The organism is Acinetobacter sp. JADD-222 (assembly GCF_049310645.1).
Window position 1 is genome coordinate 84,270 of record NZ_JBMOWI010000002.1, and the last position, 22,032, is coordinate 106,301.

The 22,032-nt window shown below is 40.0% G+C and carries 15 protein-coding genes; 8 read left to right on the forward strand and 7 right to left on the reverse strand.

Features of this window, described 5'->3' with window-relative positions; genetic code table 11:
• Nucleotides 1–3 precede the first annotated feature (3 nt).
• Complete coding sequence (locus ACO6UW_RS02405) at nt 4–3,702, forward strand: UvrD-helicase domain-containing protein (RefSeq protein WP_348891795.1); 3,699 nt, start codon at nt 4–6, stop codon at nt 3,700–3,702.
• A 108-nt stretch (nt 3,703–3,810) separates the two neighbouring features.
• A complete protein-coding gene (gene recD, locus ACO6UW_RS02410; protein WP_348891794.1) occupies nt 3,811–5,562 on the forward strand; it encodes an exodeoxyribonuclease V subunit alpha in 1,752 nt (583 codons plus the stop codon).
• Nucleotides 5,563–6,263: 701 nt separating this feature from the next.
• Here recD and ACO6UW_RS02415 read toward each other — a convergent pair.
• Nucleotides 6,264–7,562, reverse strand: a complete 1,299-nt coding sequence (locus ACO6UW_RS02415; protein ID WP_250733706.1) for a serine hydrolase domain-containing protein — start codon at nt 7,560–7,562, stop codon at nt 6,264–6,266.
• Between the two features lie 210 nt (nt 7,563–7,772).
• Between ACO6UW_RS02415 and rpsO the strand changes: the two genes are divergently transcribed.
• The 3 genes from rpsO to ACO6UW_RS02430 all read left to right on the forward strand — a co-directional run bounded on the left by rpsO (nt 7,773) and on the right by ACO6UW_RS02430 (nt 11,684).
• Complete coding sequence (rpsO, locus tag ACO6UW_RS02420) at nt 7,773–8,042, forward strand: 30S ribosomal protein S15 (RefSeq protein ID WP_002114951.1); 270 nt, start codon at nt 7,773–7,775, stop codon at nt 8,040–8,042.
• 257 nt (nt 8,043–8,299) lie between these two features.
• Nucleotides 8,300–10,387, forward strand: coding sequence for a polyribonucleotide nucleotidyltransferase (gene pnp, locus ACO6UW_RS02425; RefSeq protein WP_348891799.1), 2,088 nt, complete (start codon nt 8,300–8,302; stop codon nt 10,385–10,387).
• An 85-nt stretch (nt 10,388–10,472) separates the two neighbouring features.
• Entirely contained in the window at nt 10,473–11,684 is a 1,212-nt protein-coding gene (locus tag ACO6UW_RS02430; RefSeq protein WP_250733720.1) for a magnesium transporter CorA family protein, read from the forward strand.
• Between the two features lie 271 nt (nt 11,685–11,955).
• Here ACO6UW_RS02430 and ACO6UW_RS02435 read toward each other — a convergent pair whose 3' ends face one another.
• The 6 genes from ACO6UW_RS02435 to ACO6UW_RS02460 form a co-directional block, all read right to left on the reverse strand.
• On the reverse strand, nt 11,956–12,285 hold the full coding sequence (locus tag ACO6UW_RS02435; RefSeq protein WP_002114963.1) for a chaperone modulator CbpM: 330 nt from the start codon (nt 12,283–12,285) through the stop codon (nt 11,956–11,958).
• An 11-nt stretch (nt 12,286–12,296) separates the two neighbouring features.
• Nucleotides 12,297–13,253 (reverse strand): DnaJ C-terminal domain-containing protein, encoded by a 957-nt coding sequence (locus ACO6UW_RS02440; RefSeq protein WP_057077274.1) that lies wholly within the window; start codon nt 13,251–13,253, stop codon nt 12,297–12,299.
• A 146-nt stretch (nt 13,254–13,399) separates the two neighbouring features.
• The gene (locus tag ACO6UW_RS02445) at nt 13,400–14,011 is read right to left on the reverse strand and encodes a LysE family translocator (RefSeq protein WP_002115157.1); all 612 of its coding nucleotides are present in this window, start codon (nt 14,009–14,011) and stop codon (nt 13,400–13,402) included.
• Between the two features lie 137 nt (nt 14,012–14,148).
• Nucleotides 14,149–15,024 carry an Hsp33 family molecular chaperone HslO gene (locus tag ACO6UW_RS02450; RefSeq protein WP_348891793.1) on the reverse strand — a complete coding sequence of 292 codons (876 nt, stop codon included), beginning with the start codon at nt 15,022–15,024 and terminating at the stop codon, nt 14,149–14,151.
• 163 nt (nt 15,025–15,187) lie between these two features.
• Nucleotides 15,188–17,032, reverse strand: a complete 1,845-nt coding sequence (locus tag ACO6UW_RS02455; RefSeq protein WP_250733707.1) for a monovalent cation:proton antiporter-2 (CPA2) family protein — start codon at nt 17,030–17,032, stop codon at nt 15,188–15,190.
• Nucleotides 17,033–17,108: 76 nt separating this feature from the next.
• Entirely contained in the window at nt 17,109–19,337 is a 2,229-nt protein-coding gene (locus ACO6UW_RS02460; protein ID WP_250733710.1) for a primosomal protein N', read from the reverse strand.
• A 148-nt stretch (nt 19,338–19,485) separates the two neighbouring features.
• On the opposite strand from ACO6UW_RS02460, the gene gspF reads away from it, so the two are divergent.
• The 3 genes from gspF (at nt 19,486) to ACO6UW_RS02475 (ending at nt 21,910) form a co-directional block, all read left to right on the forward strand.
• Nucleotides 19,486–20,691 carry a type II secretion system inner membrane protein GspF gene (gene gspF / locus ACO6UW_RS02465; RefSeq protein WP_005065941.1) on the forward strand — a complete coding sequence of 402 codons (1,206 nt, stop codon included), beginning with the start codon at nt 19,486–19,488 and terminating at the stop codon, nt 20,689–20,691.
• 23 nt (nt 20,692–20,714) lie between these two features.
• Entirely contained in the window at nt 20,715–21,299 is a 585-nt protein-coding gene (gene gspG / locus ACO6UW_RS02470; protein WP_057077272.1) for a type II secretion system major pseudopilin GspG, read from the forward strand.
• Nucleotides 21,300–21,565: 266 nt separating this feature from the next.
• Nucleotides 21,566–21,910, forward strand: coding sequence for a hypothetical protein (locus ACO6UW_RS02475; RefSeq protein ID WP_017481973.1), 345 nt, complete (start codon nt 21,566–21,568; stop codon nt 21,908–21,910).
• Nucleotides 21,911–22,032: the final 122 nt, after the last annotated feature.

The window sequence follows — 22,032 nt, forward strand, 5'->3', positions numbered from 1 at the left end:
GGCATGAACTCAAGAGTACAGGTGTCTTATCAACCTATTATTGATATTGAATTTAGTGGCTTGCACTTAATTGAAGCTTCGGCAGGTACAGGAAAAACCTATACCTTATCAAGTTTGATGGTCCGTATCTTTCTTGAAAAATACTTGCCTAGACAAGTCATTGCGACCACGTTTACCCGTGCTGCTGCTGCTGAGTTAAAAAGCCGTATTCGTGCACGTTTGGTTGAAACGTACCGTTATTTAGATGCCAAGCGTAGTTTTACAGAACAAGAATTACTTACGCAGGCAGAGCAAGAACCTGACTTATTACTCCAGCATATTCTAAAGCATTTTGCGACGCGTATTGCCTATGCGTGTGAACGTTTAAAATTGGTTATAGATCAGTTAGACGAGTTATTTGTCGGAACACTCGATAGCTTTAGCCAAAAACTATTACGTGAGTTTGCCTTTGAGAGTGGCAAAATTGAACGCGCTCAAATTACCGATGATGCCAAAACTTATAGTCGGCAACTGATCCATGATGTACTGCGTGAATGGATACAGTCTCAACCTCAGACCGTGATTGATGCGTTGTATCTGGCGGGTGAATTAAAAAGTGTCGATAGTTTTGTCAAACTGGTCGAAGACTCACTTAACTTTAGTTCCGCTCATTTTAAACTTCCTGAAAAACCAACCATTCAATTTGAACAACTTGCACAGCTCAAACAGTTGGCGACAGAAATTGACTTAAGCCTTTTAGAGAACTATTACCAGCTTGATGGCGAGCACTATAAACATGTGAGCGGCACAGTATTTCGAAATGGTGCGTTTAACAAACTATTTAGTGAATGTTTACCGCAGTTATTACAAGTTTTAAAGCAAAGCGACATTATTTTAGTTTTTGATGGTTCGTTGGCCGCACAGAGAGAACTTGTTTTTAAGTTCTTAGGTCAACTTGCCGATCAGAAAGTTTTCAAAAAATGCCCTGCTGAAATTTCAGATGGTTTCTATCAGCATCCTTGTATTCAACAGATTCAGCAGTTATTTGGTGTGTTAAAAAACTACGCCGAGCAGTTCGACCAGCTTCATATTTTTTTAAAAGCCTATTTATGTGTAGAGGTGAAAAAACGTTTACCTCAGGTTTTGCAAAATAAAGGTGAAACTACTTTTTCTCAGCAAATTCGTACACTTTCAGAAGCTTTAAAAGGTGAGCAGGGGCAACGTTTTGCTGTATTTGTTCAGGCACGTTATCCCTTAATTTTGGTCGATGAATTTCAAGACACTAACCAAGATCAAGATGATATGCTCGCCAGTATTTGGCGCCATCCAGAGCGCTACCAAAAAGGTTGTATGATTATGGTGGGTGACCGTAAACAGGCGATTTACGGCTTCCGTGGTGGGGATATGCTCACCTTTTTAAATGCCTATAAAGATATTCAAGCCAAACATGGTCGTGAATATAAGTTAATTCATAACCATCGTTCTGTTGCTGATCTGGTTGATGTGGTCGACGCCTTATTTCAACGACAAATTGATTTTGGTGAAGAAGTTCAATATGACCCAATTCGAGCAGGCACTCGGCCTCATCCTGTACTGATTGAGCAGAATAATCATAATCCTCACCCTTTACGCTGGTTAATGCTCAAAGATAAAGAAACAGAGGCTCAGCAAGTTGCATGGAAGATTCGAGATCTACTTAACCAGTCACATGCTGGAAAACTATATTTTCAAAAAGATACTCAGACTCAAACCTTAAACGAAGATGATATTGCGGTATTGTCTCGTAATCATGATGGGCTGGATAAAGTTCAATTTGAGCTAGAGCGTTTAGGAATTCGGGTTAACAGACCATCAAAAAGAAGTGTTTTCGATTGCACGATTGCTCAAGACGTTGGTGCTTTGTTGACTGCCATACTTCATCCTTACGATGAGGCAAAAGTGAAGCGAGCTTTAATTAGCCGTCTATTTGCCATGGATTTAAAACAACTCTTGCAGCTTGAGCAGACAGCGGAAGGGTTAAGCCAGTTTATGACTGGTTTTGACACGATTAGAGAGTTGTGGTCCGCTCAAGGCTTTTTAGTGGCATGGCAACAATGCTTAATCCAGTTTGATATATGGCAAAATTTGGTTGCTACCCAAAGTAAAGATAATGAACGGGTTGTGGTGAACTTGCGTCATTTAACTGAAATTCTGAGTCAGCACAGTGAGAAATACTCAGGTGCTCAGAACCTTTATCACTGGTATCTCAAACAGTTGTGTTCTCCTCTTGACCGTGATTGGGAGCTAGAACGTAAATTGTCGAGTGAAGCTGGTGTTCAGCTCATGACAATTCACCAGTCAAAAGGGCTGGAATTTAAGATTGTATTTTTATTAGGTGCAGATAAGCCCTTTCGAGAAAATAATAAAACGCTCAATTTTTCGACCCAAGATATTGTCAAACCGGACTCAAACCAGACTTTGACTCAACGTGTCGTTGCGATTGCTGACAAGACTTATTTGAATGAAATAGAACTTAAGCAGCACGAAGAACGAGCGCTCGCTGAACAGAATCGACTTTGGTATGTCGCTTTAACGCGAGCAAGCCACCGCGTCTATGCTGTTCTACAAGATCTTGATGGTAAATCGGTATCAGGACTCGCATTTTGGAAAAATAGAGCTGAGCCTTTTCAACACCGCTGCTGTACGGATGAAATGGTTTTGGAACAGATTCCACAAGCAATTCATTTAACCAAGCAAACCAGTGTTATTGAAATACAAGCAAAACGGTTTCCGGAACAACGTTTTTATTCGAGAGGGAAAACCAGTTTCAGTTACTTGGCACAGCATTTAAAACATAAGGCTGGCACAGATTTATTGGCCAGCCAGAGCAATGATGCTGTATTGGCAGAAGATGAGTTGGACTTAATCAATACTGCTGAAGCAATCAGTGCTCAGCCGATTGACTGGATAAAGAATAACTTTCCTCGAGGAACGCTTGCCGGTAATTTCTTGCATGAAATATTTGAACATATTGATTTTCAATGTTCAGATGACTGGGTCATAGAAATACGTCGTCGTTTTAAAAATGACTATAGTAGCCTTTGGCAAGATTTACTTAATAAATATAACGAGAGCTTCCCAGAGCAAGAGGACGCCGAGAATCTGCTTTACCAGTCCGTTGCAGAGTGGTTAAAAGATATTTTGCGAACGCCACTTTATCAAGGTTTCCGACTAAATCAGCTTCAACAAGAGCAGTATTTGTCAGAGTTTCCTTTTTATTTAGCATTGTCAGATCGGGTTCTAGCGATGACACGTATTCAGCAGCTCTTCGCTGAGTATGGATTGAATATGCCGGAGTTACTTGAGGCTCGTTCAGCACGTTACCTCAATGGTTCTATAGATTTGGTTTATTTTGATGGGCAGCGTTACCACATTGCTGATTATAAAAGTAATTACTTAGGTGATGATCTTGCAGACTATCGTAGCGATAGCATTGCCCAAAGCATGTCTTTGGCAAGTTATTGGCTACAAGCAGGTTTATATCTCGTTGCGTTACATCGCTATTTGCAAGTCAAAATGCAGGATTACCAAATTGAGCAACATTTGGGTGGGGCAACTTATCTTTATTTACGTGGTATGAATGGTGAAGCAGAGCAGGGGTACTATTATTGGGAACCTAGCGTCGAGTTTATTCTTCGTCTTGATGCCATTTTGGGGTATTTTGCTGAGGATAAAATAGCATGAAAAATGCTGATAAAATGCGTAATTTGAAGATTAACAAATACTTGGCATGTGGATAAGCCTGTCTATAACCATGTGGACAAGCGTGTGGAAAACTAGGTGGATAAGTGTGTGGACAATCTAAACAGCCCTGAACAAGCCGATTTAAGCTGGTTAACAACGTGGAGTAACTTCTTAAATCAGGCTCCATTTACTGAACAATCGCAAGTGTCAGAAGCTACTTCTTACTTGCAGCAGCTTATTGAAGCGAGCTTACAAGGCGATAGTTGTATTGATATCAGTTCAGAGCAAATTGCAGCACTTGGTCAACTTGCTATATCTGCCGATCAAGCAAACTTAAAAGTTGCGCCGTGCGTCTACGATGAGCAGGGGTTGGCATTATACCGATATTGGCACCTAGAGCAACGACTTGCAGAACAAATTTGTCGATTAAAGCAACAATTAATTAAACCTGTCTCTTGTGATGGCTATTTAGACCTGCTTACCGATGCTCATCAACAGGCAGCTTTACAAATGGTTGCTCGGCAGAGCCTGAGTATTATTACGGGTGGGCCGGGTACAGGTAAGACTTATACGCTGGCACGTATTATTGCTGTGCTGAGTCAGGCAATTCCACATATTCGTGTAGCGATGGCTGCTCCAACAGGTAAAGCAGCACAGCGAATGCAAGAGGCTTTACAGAACTCATTTAACGATCCTAAATTGCTTGAGTCCGGATTAGTGAGTGAAGAGCTCAGAAATCAGGGAACACAAACGATTCACCGTTTGTTGGGGATGGGACATAGCCAGACACCACGGTTTAATCAAAAACAGCCTTTGCCTTATGACGTGATTGTCGTCGATGAAGCTTCCATGCTGGATTTAAATCTGGCTACTCTTCTATTTGAGGCGGTGCCTGAGTCTTGTCGAATTATTTTATTAGGAGATGCAAATCAGCTCGCTTCTGTCGATGTCGGTGCGGTTCTTGCAGATTTGCAGCAAATACAGGCGTTGGCTGATAACCGAGTACAATTACAAACCAGTCGTCGTTTTGCTGAAGGGGCATTGATTGGACAAGTGGCCAAATTTATTCAGGCACAAACCTATCAACAAGATCATGTAGAAGTTTTGCAGCAGTTTGAAATTGATATTGTTGAGGTTTCAGAATTAAAGCCTATAGTTTTACAAAGTGACATGCCAGATGTGGTTCAGCTTGAGTATTTACCAGAAGGAAATCACGCAGAAGTCGAAATTTATTATCAGAAGCTCATGCTAGGTTTCCAAGGATATGTAAAAAGCCTAAAAAATTATTTAAAAGAAGAACGCTCGATTGAACAGGTCCAAAACGTAGTAAAAGCATTTGATGACTACCGGATTTTAACCGCGGTTCGTCATGGTCCGTTTGGATTGCAGCAGTTAAACCAATATGCGCAGCGTTGGTTGCAGCAGCAACTTTCAATAGTGACTCTTGGTGGATGGTATGTCGGTCGTCCTGTAATGATGACTTATAACGATTATCAGCTCGGTATTTCAAATGGCGATATTGGTTTGTGCTTTGAGCACAGAACTCAGCCACAGCAGTTTGAAGTATATTTTCCAAGTTTGAACAAATGGGTTGCTGCAAATCGATTACCTAAAAGTATTCAAAGTGCATTCGCCTTAACAATTCATAAATCGCAAGGGTCTGAATTTACCCATACTGCTGTCGTTTTAGATCAGGCTGCCAAGAACTTATTAAGCCAAGAACTTATTTACACTGCGATTACACGAGCTAAGAAAGTAGTCAGTCTTTTAGTGCATCAAGAGGCTTTATTACAAGCATTTACAGTTCGTACTATACGAAAAAGTGGTTTAGTTCAAAAAGTTAATCGGTTAGTTCGTTAAGACAAACTTAATATTTTTACCCTTGTAAGAAAAAGCTTACATAGATTCGAGATATTTGCTGCTAGAGTACACCCCGTGTTTTTGAGATTATAAACGCACAACGAGCTTGGCACGGAATGTCGGGCAAAATCGCACAATAATAATAACTTAAGTCGAGAGACTGCGAACTTACAATGAAGTAGGTGTATAAAGAGGAAACTTACAGCCGCTAAGCCTTGTAGTTTTGGGAGAGACTACAGGGCTTTTTTATATTCTACTTTTCACCATGTTTCAAAAAGCATTCGAACATTTCGTTTTTAACACTATCTTCACTCTGTTTTTGTCTAAAGATTTAAATCAATAATATCAATATATTTATCTATAATATGATTTTAAAACAGGCATTTTTCCTGTGAATTGTTAAGTTATATGTTATACAGAACTGTACGTTAAAGGTAAAAAATGGCTATTTACCAAATATTATACAGACCTGTACGTTTTCACTTACATGATGATAAGAAAAATACTACTTTTCTTCATAATTGGATATGTCACAATACATCACATAAGGAAATAGAAACGAAAACATCGGAAGTGAGTTAAAACAACAAGAAGGATGTGACTAGCATCTCACCAACGACAATAAAAACAGTAATAACACGATAAACAAAAACTACAGCGCAAAAAACCCAAGCAGAAATGCTTGGGTTTTTTATTTGTTTCTACACTAAGTCAGTTTCATGAGAATCACTACCAAATAACGAACGGCGTTGATCTCTCGGTATACGTGGACATTGGGTTGAGATTTGATAGAGCACTTTAGCTAAAGCAGGTAGGTGAGTACCCACTACAGATTTACCAGTTGTTAATAAGGAAACACTGATATCTCTTTCAGGGTCGGCCCAACATAAAATGTTAGAGAATCCTAAATGACCAAATGCTTGTCCGGTCATTGGGCCAAAAAGACCTACAGGATTGCTACCTAACATTGGTCCTAAAGCATAGCGCATTGGAATCAGCAAAGTACGGTCAATGTTAACGCCTGTGGTTGGCAGTGTTGCTCTGAAAATTGTTTTCTCACTAAAGATTTGCTGACCGCCGTAGCTTCCTCCACTTAAAAGCATTTCAAAGAAGCGGCCGGCTTGTTCTGCACTGGTATAGATGTTTCCAGCTGGGCAAATGGTGTCCATAAAACGACTATCGTTAGTCACATCAACTGCAAGTTGTAAACCGCCACCTAACACATGATTCAGGTAGTGATCGGTACCAAGGCGAGGGTGCAGACCTGTTGCACAGTTTAAGGCGACTTCTGAACGGTATTCTGGTTTTAAGCCATAATTGAAATAAGGCATCCCCATTGGTTTTTCGATAGTTTGATGTACAAATTCACGTAAATCCTGCCCAGTCACCCGTTCAATGACTTCTCCTAAAATATAACCTGCCGTAACAGCATGATAGGCAAGGTGATTGCCAGCAGGAGACACAGGTCGGGCAGCATATAAACGTTTTAAAATTTCGTCTTTATCAAATAATAAATCTGGTGTGACATCGCCATCAATATAAGGAATGCCACCACGATGTGCTAATAAATGAAAGATCGTGGCACGACGCTTACCGTTGACTCCATATTCAGGAACATAATAGCTCACAGGATCAAGCAAATTGATTTCGCCTTTTTCATCTAATAGATGAATCAACATGGCTGTGATCATCTTTGATGCTGAAAATAGGCAAACAGGTGTATCAGGTGTTGCAATCATGGCATTTTCTTGAAGTCCTGCCGGAGAGTTTCCTTGAGCATATCCAATGCTTCGATTGAGTAAAATTTTACCTTGTCTGCGTAAACAAAAGGTAATGAGTGGATAGTTTCCGGTTTTATATAGTCCTTCTATACTTTTCCAGATTTTTTGAATCTGGTGATCACTCATTCCACCCTGTTCAGCAGCAACTTCATCTTTTTGTCGAATGACTTGCTCAATATTGTCCGGTACTGGACAAGTGTTGGTTGAAAAAATTTTCACACGTCCCTCGCGCTTCTTTCTTTTTATTCGAGGCTAGTGTGCAGGGTTAAGGTCCTCATGTCAGTGTCTAAAATGACAAGTTACTGAAAACTATTTTGCAATCCACCTATAGATACCTTAAAATAGGCGACTTGCTGTAGTGATGCACGGCAGTCAGTTGCCTCAACTGATTAATATCGTTTACTTTTTTAAGCATCTCGGAGAAATCGAATGGCTTTAACTAATGCAGACCGCGCAGAGATCATTGCTAAATTTGCTCGCGCTGAAAATGACACTGGTTCACCAGAAGTACAAGTAGCTTTATTGACTGCTCAAATCAATGATTTACAAGGTCACTTCAAAGCTCACAAACACGACCACCACAGCCGTCGTGGTTTGATCCGTATGGTTAACCAACGTCGTAAATTGCTCGACTACTTAAATGGTAAAGACCACGGTCGTTACACTGCTTTGATCGGTGCTTTAGGTTTACGTCGTTAATTCGATTTTCACTTTGTTTTCGCTATTTCGCATGTCGCAATGCTTTATCGCTGAAAAGAGAGTTTCACTTAATGTTAGGTTAAGTGATTTTTAGAAGGGGCGCTTGTGCGCTCCTTCTTTGCGTTTAACTTATTTTAAATAATTGATCTAGTGTGATGGCTTCTAAGCTTTGTCATTTATCTACCAATCGGTGTAGTCTGAATGCCAAACCTTAGGGGTCTCACTAGAATAAAATTAGGAAAATACAATACATGTCAATGTTTAATATCGTTCGTAAAGAATTCCAATTCGGTCAACATCAAGTCGTTTTAGAAACGGGTCGCGTTGCACGTCAAGCAAACACAGTTTTAATCACTATGGGTGGCGTAACTGTTTTAGTTGCAGTTGTTGCTCAACCTAAAGCAAAAGCGGGTCAAGACTTCTTCCCGTTAACAGTGAACTATCAAGAAAAACAATATGCAGCTGGTCGTATCCCTGGTGGTTACGGTAAGCGTGAAGGTCGTGCTTCTGAAGCTGAAACTTTAATTTCACGTCTTATTGACCGTCCAATTCGTCCGTTGTTCCCAGAAGGTTACTTCAACGAAATTCAAGTAACAGCAACAGTTGTTTCTTCTGACAAAACTATGGATGCTGACATTGCAGCAATGCTTGGTACATCTGCAGCATTGTCTATTGCTGGTACTCCTTTCCGTGGTCCAATTGGTGGCGCACGTGTTGGTTTAATCAACGGTGAATATGTTCTTAACCCGAACTTCGAACAGTTGAAAGAAAGTGACCTTGACCTTGTGGTTGCTGGTACAGAATCTGCTGTATTGATGGTTGAATCTGAAGCGAAAGAACTTTCAGAAGACCAAATGCTGGGTGCTGTGCTTTTCGGTCATGACGAAATGCAAATCGCAATTCAAGCGATTAAAGAATTTGCTGCCGCTGCTGGTGCTGTTGAGTCAACTTGGGTTGCTCCAACTAAAAACGAAGCTCTTCTTGAGCAATTAAAAGCAGCTTTCGAAGCTAAAATTTCTGAAGCATATACAATTGCGGTTAAACAAGATCGTTATGCAGCACTTGATGCACTTTATGCAGAAGCTGTAGCTCAGTTCGTTCCAGAAAATGACGAAACTGGTATTGCTGATGAAGTAAACGAATTATTCGAAGACCTTAAATACCGTACAGTACGTGACAACATCTTGTCAGGTAAGCCACGTATTGATGGTCGTGATACTAAAACTGTTCGTGCTATCGACGTTCAAGTTGGCGTATTAGATCGTGCACACGGTTCTGCATTGTTTACACGTGGTGAAACTCAAGCGTTAGTAACAACAACTTTGGGTAATACTCGTGATGCGTTAATGGTTGATACCCTTGCTGGTACTAAAACTGACAACTTCATGTTGCACTACAACTTCCCTGCATACTCTGTAGGTGAAACAGGCCGTGAATCTGGTCCTAAGCGTCGTGAAATTGGTCACGGTCGTTTAGCACGTCGTGGTGTTCAAGCAGTTCTTCCTGCTGCTGACCGCTTCCCGTATGTAATTCGTATTGTATCTGACATTACTGAATCTAACGGTTCATCTTCAATGGCTTCTGTATGTGGTGCTTCATTATCACTTATGGATGCAGGTGTTCCGCTTAAAGCACCAGTTGCGGGTATCGCAATGGGCTTAGTGAAAGAAGGCGAGCGTTTCGCAGTACTTTCTGACATCTTGGGTGATGAAGATCACTTAGGTGATATGGACTTTAAAGTAGCAGGTTCTGCAAACGGTATTACTGCGCTTCAAATGGACATCAAGATTGAAGGTATTACTGAAGAAATCATGGAAGTTGCATTAAACCAAGCATTTGCTGGTCGTATGCACATCCTAAACGAAATGAATAAAGTCATTTCACGTGCTCGTGCTGAAATCAGTGCTCATGCACCGACGTTTGAAGTGATTAACATTAACCCAGACAAGATCCGTGATGTTATTGGTAAAGGCGGCGCAACTATCCGTCAAATTACTGAAGAAACTAAAGCTGCAATTGATATCGAAGACAATGGTACAGTTCGCGTATTTGGTGAAACTAAAGCTGCTGCTAAATCTGCAATTGCTAAGATTCAAGCCATTACTGCTGAAGTTGAACCAGGTAAGATCTATGACGGTAAAGTAATCCGTATCGTAGAATTCGGTGCGTTTGTAAACATCATGCCGGGTACTGATGGTCTTCTTCACATTTCGCAAATTTCAAATGAACGTATTGCGAACGTAACTGATGTTCTTAAAGAAGGTCAGGAAGTGAAAGTACAAGTTGCTGATGTTGATAATCGTGGTCGTATTAAATTGACTATGAAAGACATTGAACAAGCATAATTGTTCTGGTGACATGAAAAAGTCCGCTTGATGCGGACTTTTTTTATGGCATGATGCAAGTAATACAAAAACAGATCATTGTGGTATGCAGGTTTATTACTTTTATCGCCATCAAGCTGACGGCTATGTCTTTTTAAGCCGTGAACGGCATAATGAACACATTCTGGAGTTTTTCTGGATTGATAGTGTCAGAGCTGATGTGGTGAACCATAACGAAGAATGGCAACAAAAGATTCAACAGCTTTCAGGCGTGGTTATTAATGAATTTCATATGCGGGATATTGCCAATATTGAGCATCCTTGTGCATTTGATACGCTTGAAGAATATGATTTGCTTATTTTTAGAAAGCTCGTTACACCTGATGATGAAATTAAAAATGGGGAATCCCATGAGAGTGTATTTGGCCTAGCAACTACGCCAATTAGCTTTATTTTTACTCCTAAAGTTCTGATTAGTGTTCGTGAGCAGGGCAATAAGTCGATTGAAAACTATATTCAACGTCTCGAAACTATTTTATGTAAAACTTTGGAAGAACAAAACAAAACCCGTAAGCTTCCTAATTCACCTGTAGATTTATGTTTACGACTGCTTAATAGTATGGTGGATGGCTACCTTGATATCCGTTCACCTTTGACTAGAAGGGTCGAGCATTGGCAACAGCAATTGCTGCAAGGTAATCGTCGTTTTAAACAATGGCATCAGTTGTTTCATGAAAACATGGCCTTTCAGCAAGTTGAAAATTTATGCGAAGAGCAAATCGAAACCTTACAAGAGTTTCGAGATGAAATTGTAGAAAACTATCATCATGTTATTGGTGAGAAGACGCATAGTTCTCAAGACCTTCTGTTAGTTCGTTTGAATGATTTAATGAGTCATGTCGAACGTATTCAAAAACATACTTTACGTTTACGTAGCGCTATTCAATCAGCGATTGATTTGCATTTCTCGGCAATTGCAAACCAGACCAATGAAAATATGCGTATTCTTGCCATTATTACTGCCGTATTTGCACCGCTTACGCTTTTAACGGGTATTTATGGAATGAACTTTGAGTTTATTCCAGGGCTTAAGTCACCAGTAGGTTTCTGGATTATGCTGGGTGTCATGCTGCTCAGTACTGTTTTATTGCTGTACTATTTTTATCGACAACATTTGGTCGGCCGCGGTGAAAAAAGTGTGATTGACTTATTGGCTCAACAACATCGCCAAGATCGGATGAATTTGTTCTGGTTTTTGGAATATGAACCGATTAAACAGACTTTGAAGGAAGTGGAAAAGATTACTCGGTTGAAATAATTCTTCAATTTTTATTGAATTTTTTCCAAATTTGCTTGAGCTAAGCGTCATCCACAACCTGAGCGAGAAAAAGCAAACATCGTTTGCTTCGAGCGCAAGACAAACGAAGTGCGTAGCTTGTGTTCAAATATAAATTTGATCTTAGTACGCACTTCAATATCTCTGGTTTTGGCCTTGCGTAGCTTCGCTACTCATGCCAAAACAAAAGTAACGTAATTAGCTGATGAAATAGATAGGGAGTGCCAGTAGGACTCCGTCGTGACTATCTAATCTAATGAAAATGCTTCAACTGTTTTCTAAGTTGTTGCACTTCATCAATCAAATCTAACATCACCGCAACTGCTGCTAAACTTGCGTCAAAGTCACGTTGTAGACGATACGCTTTACGTGCACGTGCGACATCTTCACCCATAAACTGATGTGCTTCAGGTGTGTTCTCGACTGATAAAATATCATATTCAATGAGCTGAAGAATCCAGTCAGGACTTTGGCCGCAAGCTTGGGCAAATTGTTGTAAATCAAATGTCGATTGTTCATCAACGACCTCTGCACTAAAGGTATGGCCGTCATATACAATTTCTCGATAGTGAATGGTTGTCATGATCTTGCTCCCTAATGAGATGATCGAGGTTCGAATGAAGCAAATGCTTCTGCCAGTTGCTGATACGCTTCTTTTTCTTTTTCAGAATTTGCAGGGGGGAATACAATATTTAAAATTAAATACAGATGCCCTGGCGTTTTATTTGGTATCCCTTTGTCTTTTAAACGTAGCTGTTGTCCTTGTTTTGCATTTTTAGGTAAATTAACATTTAAAGATCCTGCAGGTGTTTTCACTTCAATACCTTGGCCTAATGCTGCTTCCCATGGAGCTACATCTACAATCAAATACACATCACTGCCTTCGACATGAACACGGTCTGTATCTTTATACTGGATTTCAATATAAAGATCGCCGTTAGCACCACCATTAATCCCGCTTTGGCCTTGTCCACTTAAGCGGATTTGCTGACCTTCTTTCATGCCTTTTGGTATTTTTACCTGTAAGGTTTTGCGTTGAACTTCAGGCTCGCCATAAGCATTCATGGTTGGGATTTGCAGGGTAATCTGTTGGGTTGATCCGTGATAGGCAATATCAAGATCAACCTCTATGCTGGCATGTTGATCTTCACCGCGATAACTACGTTGTTGTCTTTGATATTGTTGTTGTCCACCGCCAAAGCCTGCACCAAAGCGACCAAATAAATCTTCAAAACCGCTAAAGTCTGCTTGTTCACCGCCTGTAAAACCTTGACGATAAAACTGTGCTCCATCAAAGCCCCCTTGTGCAGCACCTTGACCAAAGTTATTAAAACCTTGAGGATGATCTAACATTTGGTCATATTCGGCTTTTTTATCCGCATTGCTTAATGTGTCGTAGGCAACATTAATGGCCTGCATTTTTTCTTCTGCATCTTTTTCTTTGCTGATGTCGGGATGATATTTACGGGCTAATTTTCGATAAGCTTTTTTAATTTCATCAGCAGAGGCTTTGCGTGTAACCCCTAATTCTTCATAATAATTTTTTGCCATAATGTTTTATCACGATGGTGTTGTTTATTTCATTATGAAACGATTTTTAGAGTTTTCAATAAGCTAGATTGTATAAGAGTTGTTCTATTACGAAATGCAGAGGAACCTAAAGAGGTATAGAAAAATTAGACTATACCTCTCAGGATTTAGATGAAACTTTGATACAAGCCGTACAGAGCAATAAGTAGAAGTAATAAACCGCAGAGGCCTAATATTTTTGGGTATAAATGACTGTTAGAAAGGCGGCGGAAAAAGATATAAACCAAAGATAGTGTGAGGAAGTCTAAAACAATCCATGTCAGAGTAAGTAGGGTTAAACTTAAATTTAACTGAGGAGTAATAGAGACAAATTGCGGAAAGAAAGCCGAGAAAAAGATAATATCTTTTGGGTTTGAAATACCGACAAGAAAACCTTTTTTAAAGCCACCATTTTGTGCTGAAACTGTTTGTATCGCTTCTGGGTGGGGTGCCTGAATAACTTCTTTGAGAATACTAAAACCCAAATAACCAATATATAAGCACCCTAAAATACGAATGATATTGAGGTAACTATCATTAACACTCAGTACTCCTTTTAAAACCAGTACTGAAATAAAAATTAAAACAAGGGATGCTAGGTTTGTACCAAAAATAGTTTCTAGTGCTTTTTTATAGCCCCCTTTAAGTCCAGCGCTTGCAACTAAAATCATGACAGGGCCAGGGGTAGCAATCATAATAACTACGCTAAAAATAAAGAGAAAATAATCAAAATAATTCATGGTATTTAGGCGTCTTATTTATTAGGCTATAAAGTAGCCTTATATTATCCTATTTAAATTAACATGTTGAAAATTATCATCAAAAAATACAGGTAAATAAAAAGGCGGTATAACCGCCTTTTTATAAAGTTAAAATATTAACTTAAATGTTCACCAAATAACGCTAAAGCTTCTTCAGCGGTAAAGGTATATTGCGTATTACAGAACTGACAGTCCATACGAATCGGGTTCTGCTGTTCTAGAGTTTCATGAACAGCGTCTACACCAATTTGAATCAGGGCATTTGCACAGCGTTCTTTTGAACATGTACAGCCAAATTTTAATGCTTCAATTTCTGGTAAACGAACTTCTTCTTCGTTATATAAACGATATAAGATTTCGTTTGCATCTAAATTGGTAAGCTCTTCAGCTTTTAATGTTTCGGTCAACATCGTCAAACGTGGCCATAAATCTTCATCGACCAAGTTTTGCTCTTCTTCATCATGACGTGGTAAGAGTTGAATCAGTAAACCGCCAGAACGCTTATCTGTACTTGCCAACACAATACGAGTTGGTATTTGTGCAGATAAATCATAATATTGCATTAAGCAACCCGCTAAAGTCACTTGATCAAGCGGCACGATCCCTTGATAACGTTCACCAAATTCCGGTTCAATATTAATAAATAAAACCGGATTAACTAAAGCGCCAAGAACTGTGCTGCTGTCTGTTGCTTCAACAAAGCGAGGGTCGGTTTCATAGTCGGCTAAAGCACGAACCTCTCCTAAATGGTTACATTCAGCCATCGCCCATTTGAAGGTGCCGCTAGCCTGGATTTGCAAGCTGATACGGCCTTTGATTTTTAGTGTACTTGCAAGTAATGCAGTCGCATTCAACATTTCACCTAGCAGAATTTTAACCGCAGGCATATAGTCACGTTGAGCTAAGATAGTTTGTAGGGCTTCTTCTAGATGAACTACTTCTCCACGTACTGGAAAGTTCTCTATATAAAAGCGTTGGCGTAAATCAGACATAATATTCTCCAGGGCCCTAAGCAGAGTATAACTATTTCGTTTTAATCAAGCTCAGGAAATGCAGCTAAGCCGCAAGCCGGACAGGGGCAGCTTTGTGCCCATTGTCCAATTATTTAGGCAATGTGAATAAGTCCTTAATATAGCCATTTTCTGAAATCTCAAGTTATTCTAGATGATCTCTTGTAATGTCGATGCGATTTGGTTGTAAATGACGCTTTAAATTAACATCATGTTTTGATGTAGCCTGTTGCTGCGCATCACTTTCAAACAAATGTTCAAGCTCGGCTAAGGCATTACGATGTGTTTCAAAAATCTTCTGTTCATCAGTATAAATACTTTGCTGCTGTATGAGCAATTTCTCATCATAATCCCGAAAGATTTCGATATTGTTATAGGCTTGTTCATCAGAGATCCCAAGTTCTCGTAAAGCGCGATAAGCCATACCTAATGAAGATAAATACGTTTCACGCCAAATGTATTCCACGCCTAAATCTCTTAAAAGGTGGACATGGTGGCGGTCACGAGCACGGGCTAATAGCTTTAAGTTTGGATAATTTAATCTAAGATGACGCGCGACATTCATAGAGTCTTCAACATCATCAATCGCTAAAATAAATACTTTAGCTTTTTCAATACCGGCAGAACGCAGTAAATCGGGCTGGGTTACATCGCCATAATAGAGCTTGCCGCCGTAGCGACGAACAAAGTCCACTTGATAAAGATTGTTGTCGATTGCAGTAAAGCCTAAATGCTGTAGGCGGGCAATACGCGCGATGATTTGTCCAAATCGACCAAAGCCGGCAATGATAATCGGATTATCCTGCTGTGGAATTTCATCATACTCAGGTGGACGTTCTTTATTAAACAAAGGAATAACCTGAGTTGCCATAATCCAGTAAATTACTGGAGTAAGTACCATCGACAACGTCACGATCAGCGTCACGGGTTCTAATATAGCTTGAGTTAAAACCTTCTCACTTTTTGCAAGGCTCAAAATTACAAAAGCAAACTCTCCGCCTTGTGCCAAGCATGTACCTAAAAGCAAGCTGTTATTCCAACTGTATTTTTTATAGCGGGCAATAGCGGTCAATATCAGCGTTTTGATGAGTAATAAACTGACTGCACCACCAATAATAAGCAAAGGCATTTCAATGAGCAGTGACAGCTGTGTGGTCATGCCAACGGTCATAAAGAATAAGCCAAGCAATAAACCTTTAAATGGTGCAATACTCGCTTCAACTTCGTGGCGAAATTCTGAATCTGCTAATAATACACCTGTGAGGAATGCACCTAATGTGGTGCTAATTCCTAAAGTGTCCATAAGCAAGACAACAGCAAGAATAATAAATAATCCTACTGCTGTAATAAGTTCAGTCGCTCCACTTTTGGCAACAAAGCGGAAGAATGGACGCATCACATAGCGACTAAACAGAAATAGACCAGTAAACGTTGCAATGATAGCCGCAAAATAAGCCACCCCATGATGGGTTGATTCTGTTCCTGCCAATAATGGAATAATGGCAAGTAAGGGGATAGCCGCTATATCTTGGAAAAGTAAAATGGAAAAAGACTGCTGACCATAAGTCGTATTGAGTTGCTGCTTTTCGGTCAGAAGTTGTAATACAAAAGCTGTAGAAGAGAGCGCAAGGGCAAAACCAATCACAAAGCTGACAGAAAGCTGCTGTTGAAAGAGTAATAGTACGATCAGCATAAGAATAGCCCCACTAATGAGGACTTGTAGACTTCCCATTACAAAAATAGAGTCGCGCATTTCCCATAAACGTTGGGGGCGTAACTCTAAACCAATCAGGAACATTAATAAGATAACGCCAAATTCGGCAAGTTCCATAATCGCTTCAGGGTCATGTGCAATATTTAAAACACTAGGGCCCAGAAGTATTCCTGTAAATAAATAACCTAAAACTGTTGCTATCCCTAGGCGCTTGCCAAGAGGGACTAAAATCAGAGAAGCTCCAAGAAAAATTGTTGCTTGCAGTAAGAATGACATTCATTGCCTCGAATGTATTAGTCTCTTTTAAGTGTAAAGCCAAAAAGGCTTCTTCACACCATGATATTCAAATCATCTAATTAAATTCTTGCGGATCAACATCAATTGATAGCCGAAGTTGATGCTGCCGTGGTGCATGAACCAATTGTGACCACCATTGCCTTAAGTAAAAATGTAGGCGAGCACGGTCAGCAGATAAAATCACCATGTGGGCGCGGTAGCGCCCAGCTTTACGTTCCATCGGTGCTGGAATTGGACCCCAGATATCAACAATTTCACCTGCAATTTGGCGTAATTGTTCCGCCGCTTCATTTAAAAAATGTAAGGTATAGTCACGATCTTTAGATTCTGCACGTATCAGTACTGCATAACGATAAGGTGGCAGCAATGCGACTTTACGTTCCGCAAGAGTCTGTTTGGCAACCGCCCGATAATCTTTTTCGATGAGCGTGGTGAGTAAAGGGTGATCTGGTCTTAGGGTTTGTAAATAAACATGGCCTTTATGTTCACCACGGCCTGCACGACCCGCGACTTGTACAATTAACTGTGCAGTACGTTCTGGCGCACGAATGTCGACACTCAGTAACCCAGCATCAATATCTAAAATAGCAACCAAAGTCACGTGTGGGAAATGGTGACCTTTTGCCAACATTTGAGTACCAAGCAAAATTGTTGGTTTGTTTTGATGAATCCGATCATAGATTTTTTGCCAGCTACCGACACGACTGGTGCTGTCACGGTCAACCCGAATCACATCATAGTCTGGAAATAGTTCTTGTAAGTGCTCTTCAACCTTAGCTGTTCCAGCACCTAGGGTTTTTAGGCTTTTTTGCTGGCATTCAGGGCAGTGATCGGGTAAGCGATGAACAGTACCGCAGTGGTGGCAGTGTAAATAAGAATAAGGCTGAGTGTGCAACGTAAAATGTGCATCACAATGTGGACAATTTGCTTGCCACCCACAACTTTCACAGACCAGTACAGGTGCATAGCCACGACGGTTTAAAAAGATTAAAACCTGTTCTTTTCTTGCTAACGTATGCTTGATTTGCTCAATAAGAGGTTGGCTAATTCCATGTTGCTTTTTGACAATTTTAAGGTCAATCAAATGCATTTTAGGCAAAAGCGCATGGCCTGCACGTTGGTTAAGTTGCAGTGAGGTTAATTTGCCAGTTTCGACCAAATAATAACTATCGATGCTCGGTGTTGCTGAACCTAAAATAACAGGACAGTTTTGTAAGTGGCCTCGATAAAGAGCGACATCACGTGCATGGTAGCGGAAGCCTTCTTGCTGTTTATAAGAGAGGTCATGTTCTTCATCTAAAATGATTAAGCCCAAACGTGGCAGTGGCGTATAGATGGCAGAGCGTGTCCCTAAAATAATAGATGCTTTGCCAGTCTGGGCCTGTTGCCATGCCTGCAAGCGTTTGGAGTCATTTAAGCCCGAGTGTAATAGAGCAATATCACAGTTAAAACGAGACTTAAAACGAGAAATCGTTTGAGGGGTTAGACCAATTTCTGGGACTAACACCAGTACTTGCTTACCTTGCTTGAGCACTTCGTGCATGATGTGCAGATAAACTTCAGTTTTACCACTTCCTGTTAAACCATCTAACAAAAAAGCTTGGTATTGATGCTGTGCGTTTACGACGTGCTGAGTTGCTTTCTTTTGATCTTCATTTAGCGTGAGCGGCATTTGTGCCAATTGAACGGGCGATGGGCTAAAATCGTGTGGTTCAAGCGTACAGTCAACCAGTCCTTTCTTTTGAAGTGCTTTAAGCGTAGCCGTTTCTACACCACTTAAATTAAGAATATTCTCTGTAGTTCCGGCAGGGTGTAACTTTAAAATTTGATATGCGTCTTGTTGCTTAACAGAACGTTTAAGAAGTGCTTCAACATTATCACATGGTGTAATTTTCCAAAGATGGAACAAAACATCCATTGGTTTGCCCTGACGCAATAATGCGGGTAGGGCGGTTTGCATGACCTCGCCAATTGGAAATTGGTAATACTGAGCCGACCATGTCAATAAACTTAAAACTTGTTCATCTAAAATAGGCTGTTCGTCTAAAAGGTCAGAAATGGCTTTAAGCTGAAAGGTGCCTGTAAATGTTTCATTTGGGTCAACTTTTTCAGTAATGATGCCAATCAGATTTTGTCGTCCAAATGAAATAGCAACGCGTGAGCCTACGTGAGCCCGTTCATATTGTGCTTGGGTGAGTGTATAGTCAAAAGTGTCGTACAGATGTACAGGTACGGCTACACGCACACGATAAACAACTGAATCAGGCTTTGGCGTTATGGTCATAGAGGCTCATTTCGTCAATTTTAAAAAACGGCATAGCGTCGTGAAGAGGACTTGGGTATTCTACACAGGCTATAGAACGAATATGAATGATTGCGTAGCATAGATGCAACAGCAGCGACTATTATTTTTGGAAAATTAGAACATTACCATGCCTGCATATCAATTTACTGCCATTGATGCTTCAGGGAAGCAGCAAAAAGGGGTGCTTGAGGGAGACTCAGCGCGCCAGATTCGCCAACAATTACGCGATAAAGCATGGACTCCCATTAGTGTCGATCCTGTTGAACAAAAAGATAAACATCAGAGTCAGGGGTTATTCCAAAAAAAGTTCAGTGCTTACGATTTGGCGCTCATGACCAGACAACTTTCGGTTTTAGTTGCAGCTGCTATTCCACTTGAAGAAGCTTTGCGCGCCGTGAGTAGGCAAAGCGAAAAAACACATGTACAAAATCTTTTATTATCTGTGCGTTCTCGAGTCTTAGAAGGGCATTCACTCGCACAAGGTATGCAACAATCTGGACGTTTCCCTGACCTTTATATTGCAACGGTGGCTGCTGGTGAGCGTTCAGGACATTTAGATCTCATTTTAGATCAGCTTTCGGATTACACCGAAAACCGCTTTGCAATGCAAAAGAAAGTTCAGGGCGCCATGATTTATCCAATCATTTTAATGCTGATGTCTTTTGGTATTGTGATGGGTTTAATGACTTATGTTGTGCCAGAGATTGTAAAAACTTTTGATCAAAATAAAGATGCTTTACCGTGGATTACAGTCGCTTTAATGAAAGCCAGTGATTTTATTCGACATGCGTGGGTGTTTATTATTCTTTTTGCGGTGGTAGGTGTTATCGCATTCGTTCGGTTTTTAAAAACCACTGCTGGACATTATGCTTTTGATCGATTAACACTCAAATTGCCATTATTCGGTAAACTATCACGTGGTATTAATGCTGCACGATTTGCCAGTACCTTATCTATTTTGACCCGTTCAGGTGTCCCTTTGGTCGACGCCTTAAAAATCGGTGCGGCAGTGACCAACAACTGGGTTATTCGCGATTCAATTGCCCACGCAGCTGAGCGTGTGACCGAGGGCGGTAACTTGGGTACGCAACTGGAGCGCAGTGGTTATTTCCCACCAATGATGGTACAAATGATTCGAAGTGGAGAGGCATCAGGCGAGCTTGACAGAATGTTAGAACGAGCATCGACCATGCAAGACCGTGAGGTGACGACATTTATTTCAACCTTACTGGCATTACTTGAACCGCTTATGCTGGTTTTAATGGCAAGCATTGTACTGGTTATTGTAATCGCGGTTATGCTGCCAATCGTAAATATGAACAATATGATTTAATAACTTTGATATTAGAGATAATGATGAAAGTAAAAAATATTCAAAGCGAAACAGCGATGGAACAACATAGTGAATCTGCGGTTTCAAATCAGTTTGAGCCAACGTGCCATTCCGAGCATAGCTCTCTATCAGATGTTTGCTCCTCAAGCACAGCTTTCGGACTTGCGGCACGTTCGAACGGTGCTCGAATGAAACGTGCCTCAGGCTTTACGCTCATTGAAGTGATGGTTGTGATTGTAATTTTAGGCGTGTTAGCAGCTTTAATCGTACCAAATGTCATGGGACGTAGTGAAAAAGCCAAAATTGATACAACTCAAATTGCATTAAAGGGTGTAGCGGGTGCTTTAGATCAGTACAAGCTTGATAATGGCCATTTCCCAACCATGCAAGAAGGTGGGCTAGATGCTTTGGTTAACCAGCCAGCTACAGCGAAAAACTGGATGCCAGGTGGCTATGTAAAAGGTGGTTATCCTAAAGACAGCTGGAAAAATGATATTCAATATGTCATTCCTGGGGCAGACGGGCGAGCTTTTGATTTGTACTCATTTGGAGCAGATGGCAAAGAAGGTGGTGAAGGTAATGATGCAGATATTTATTATCAACCTTAATTAAAATGTAATGGAGATTATCAATTCAGTTAAACAGTTAAAATGATAATACGAATTGATAATCTCTCTCAATCAGAAAAATATAATAAATAATTGAAAATTATAAACTAAAATTAATATTGATATTTGAGATTTATAATAAGAATTATTCCCATATTTAATAGTTACAAGAAAGTTAAAATGTAGAGAAAAATAAGCTATATATTTAAATAAAACCTTTGCATAATAATTAAAAAGCACTTTATTCAATTAAAAGGAGAGATTAAATGAAAGCATTTCTCATATTAGATGAAATGACGCAGTTTCATTGGGTAATGCTCAAGTCTGTCCTATTGATTTTGGGTTTGTTGCCGATTGCTGAAGTTTCATTAAAGTTATGGCTGAGTACAGAGGGAAGTAGCCAAATTATGATTGGTTTCTTCGCATTAAGTATTGTGAGCGCATGGTTAATGGTGAGCTTCTTTACAGCATTAAAAGCGAGCGTCTGGCAAGCTAAACAAATATCAACTAAATATGAGCAATTTCTTTTTAAAGCTTACCGTTATGTACCTATGGTCTTTTTATCGAGTTTAGTTGCTTATTTATCTTTGCAATTATCAATCGCTTTTTAATAATATTTTAAAAACAAATTTTTAGATAAAACGTAGACTAAACATCTACGTTTTATTTTTTAACTGGACTTAAAAACAGGGTGTTTCTTCATTTGTACATATTATATGCTTCAAATCAGTAA

Bases quoted from the DNA above. Each gene is read 5' to 3' on its own strand.
- ACO6UW_RS02405 (WP_348891795.1), top strand. From the start codon at position 4: ATGAACTCAAGAGTACAGGTGTCTTATCAACCTATTATTGATATTGAA.
- rpsO (WP_002114951.1), top strand. From the start codon at position 7,773: ATGGCTTTAACTAATGCAGACCGCGCAGAGATCATTGCTAAATTTGCT.
- pnp (WP_348891799.1), top strand. From the start codon at position 8,300: ATGTTTAATATCGTTCGTAAAGAATTCCAATTCGGTCAACATCAAGTC.
- ACO6UW_RS02430 (WP_250733720.1), top strand. From the start codon at position 10,473: ATGCAGGTTTATTACTTTTATCGCCATCAAGCTGACGGCTATGTCTTT.
- ACO6UW_RS02435 (WP_002114963.1), bottom strand. From the start codon at position 12,285: ATGACAACCATTCACTATCGAGAAATTGTATATGACGGCCATACCTTT.
- ACO6UW_RS02440 (WP_057077274.1), bottom strand. From the start codon at position 13,253: ATGGCAAAAAATTATTATGAAGAATTAGGGGTTACACGCAAAGCCTCT.
- ACO6UW_RS02445 (WP_002115157.1), bottom strand. From the start codon at position 14,011: ATGAATTATTTTGATTATTTTCTCTTTATTTTTAGCGTAGTTATTATG.
- ACO6UW_RS02450 (WP_348891793.1), bottom strand. From the start codon at position 15,024: ATGTCTGATTTACGCCAACGCTTTTATATAGAGAACTTTCCAGTACGT.
- ACO6UW_RS02455 (WP_250733707.1), bottom strand. From the start codon at position 17,032: ATGTCATTCTTACTGCAAGCAACAATTTTTCTTGGAGCTTCTCTGATT.
- ACO6UW_RS02460 (WP_250733710.1), bottom strand. From the start codon at position 19,337: ATGACCATAACGCCAAAGCCTGATTCAGTTGTTTATCGTGTGCGTGTA.
- gspF (WP_005065941.1), top strand. From the start codon at position 19,486: ATGCCTGCATATCAATTTACTGCCATTGATGCTTCAGGGAAGCAGCAA.
- gspG (WP_057077272.1), top strand. From the start codon at position 20,715: ATGAAAGTAAAAAATATTCAAAGCGAAACAGCGATGGAACAACATAGT.
- ACO6UW_RS02475 (WP_017481973.1), top strand. From the start codon at position 21,566: ATGAAAGCATTTCTCATATTAGATGAAATGACGCAGTTTCATTGGGTA.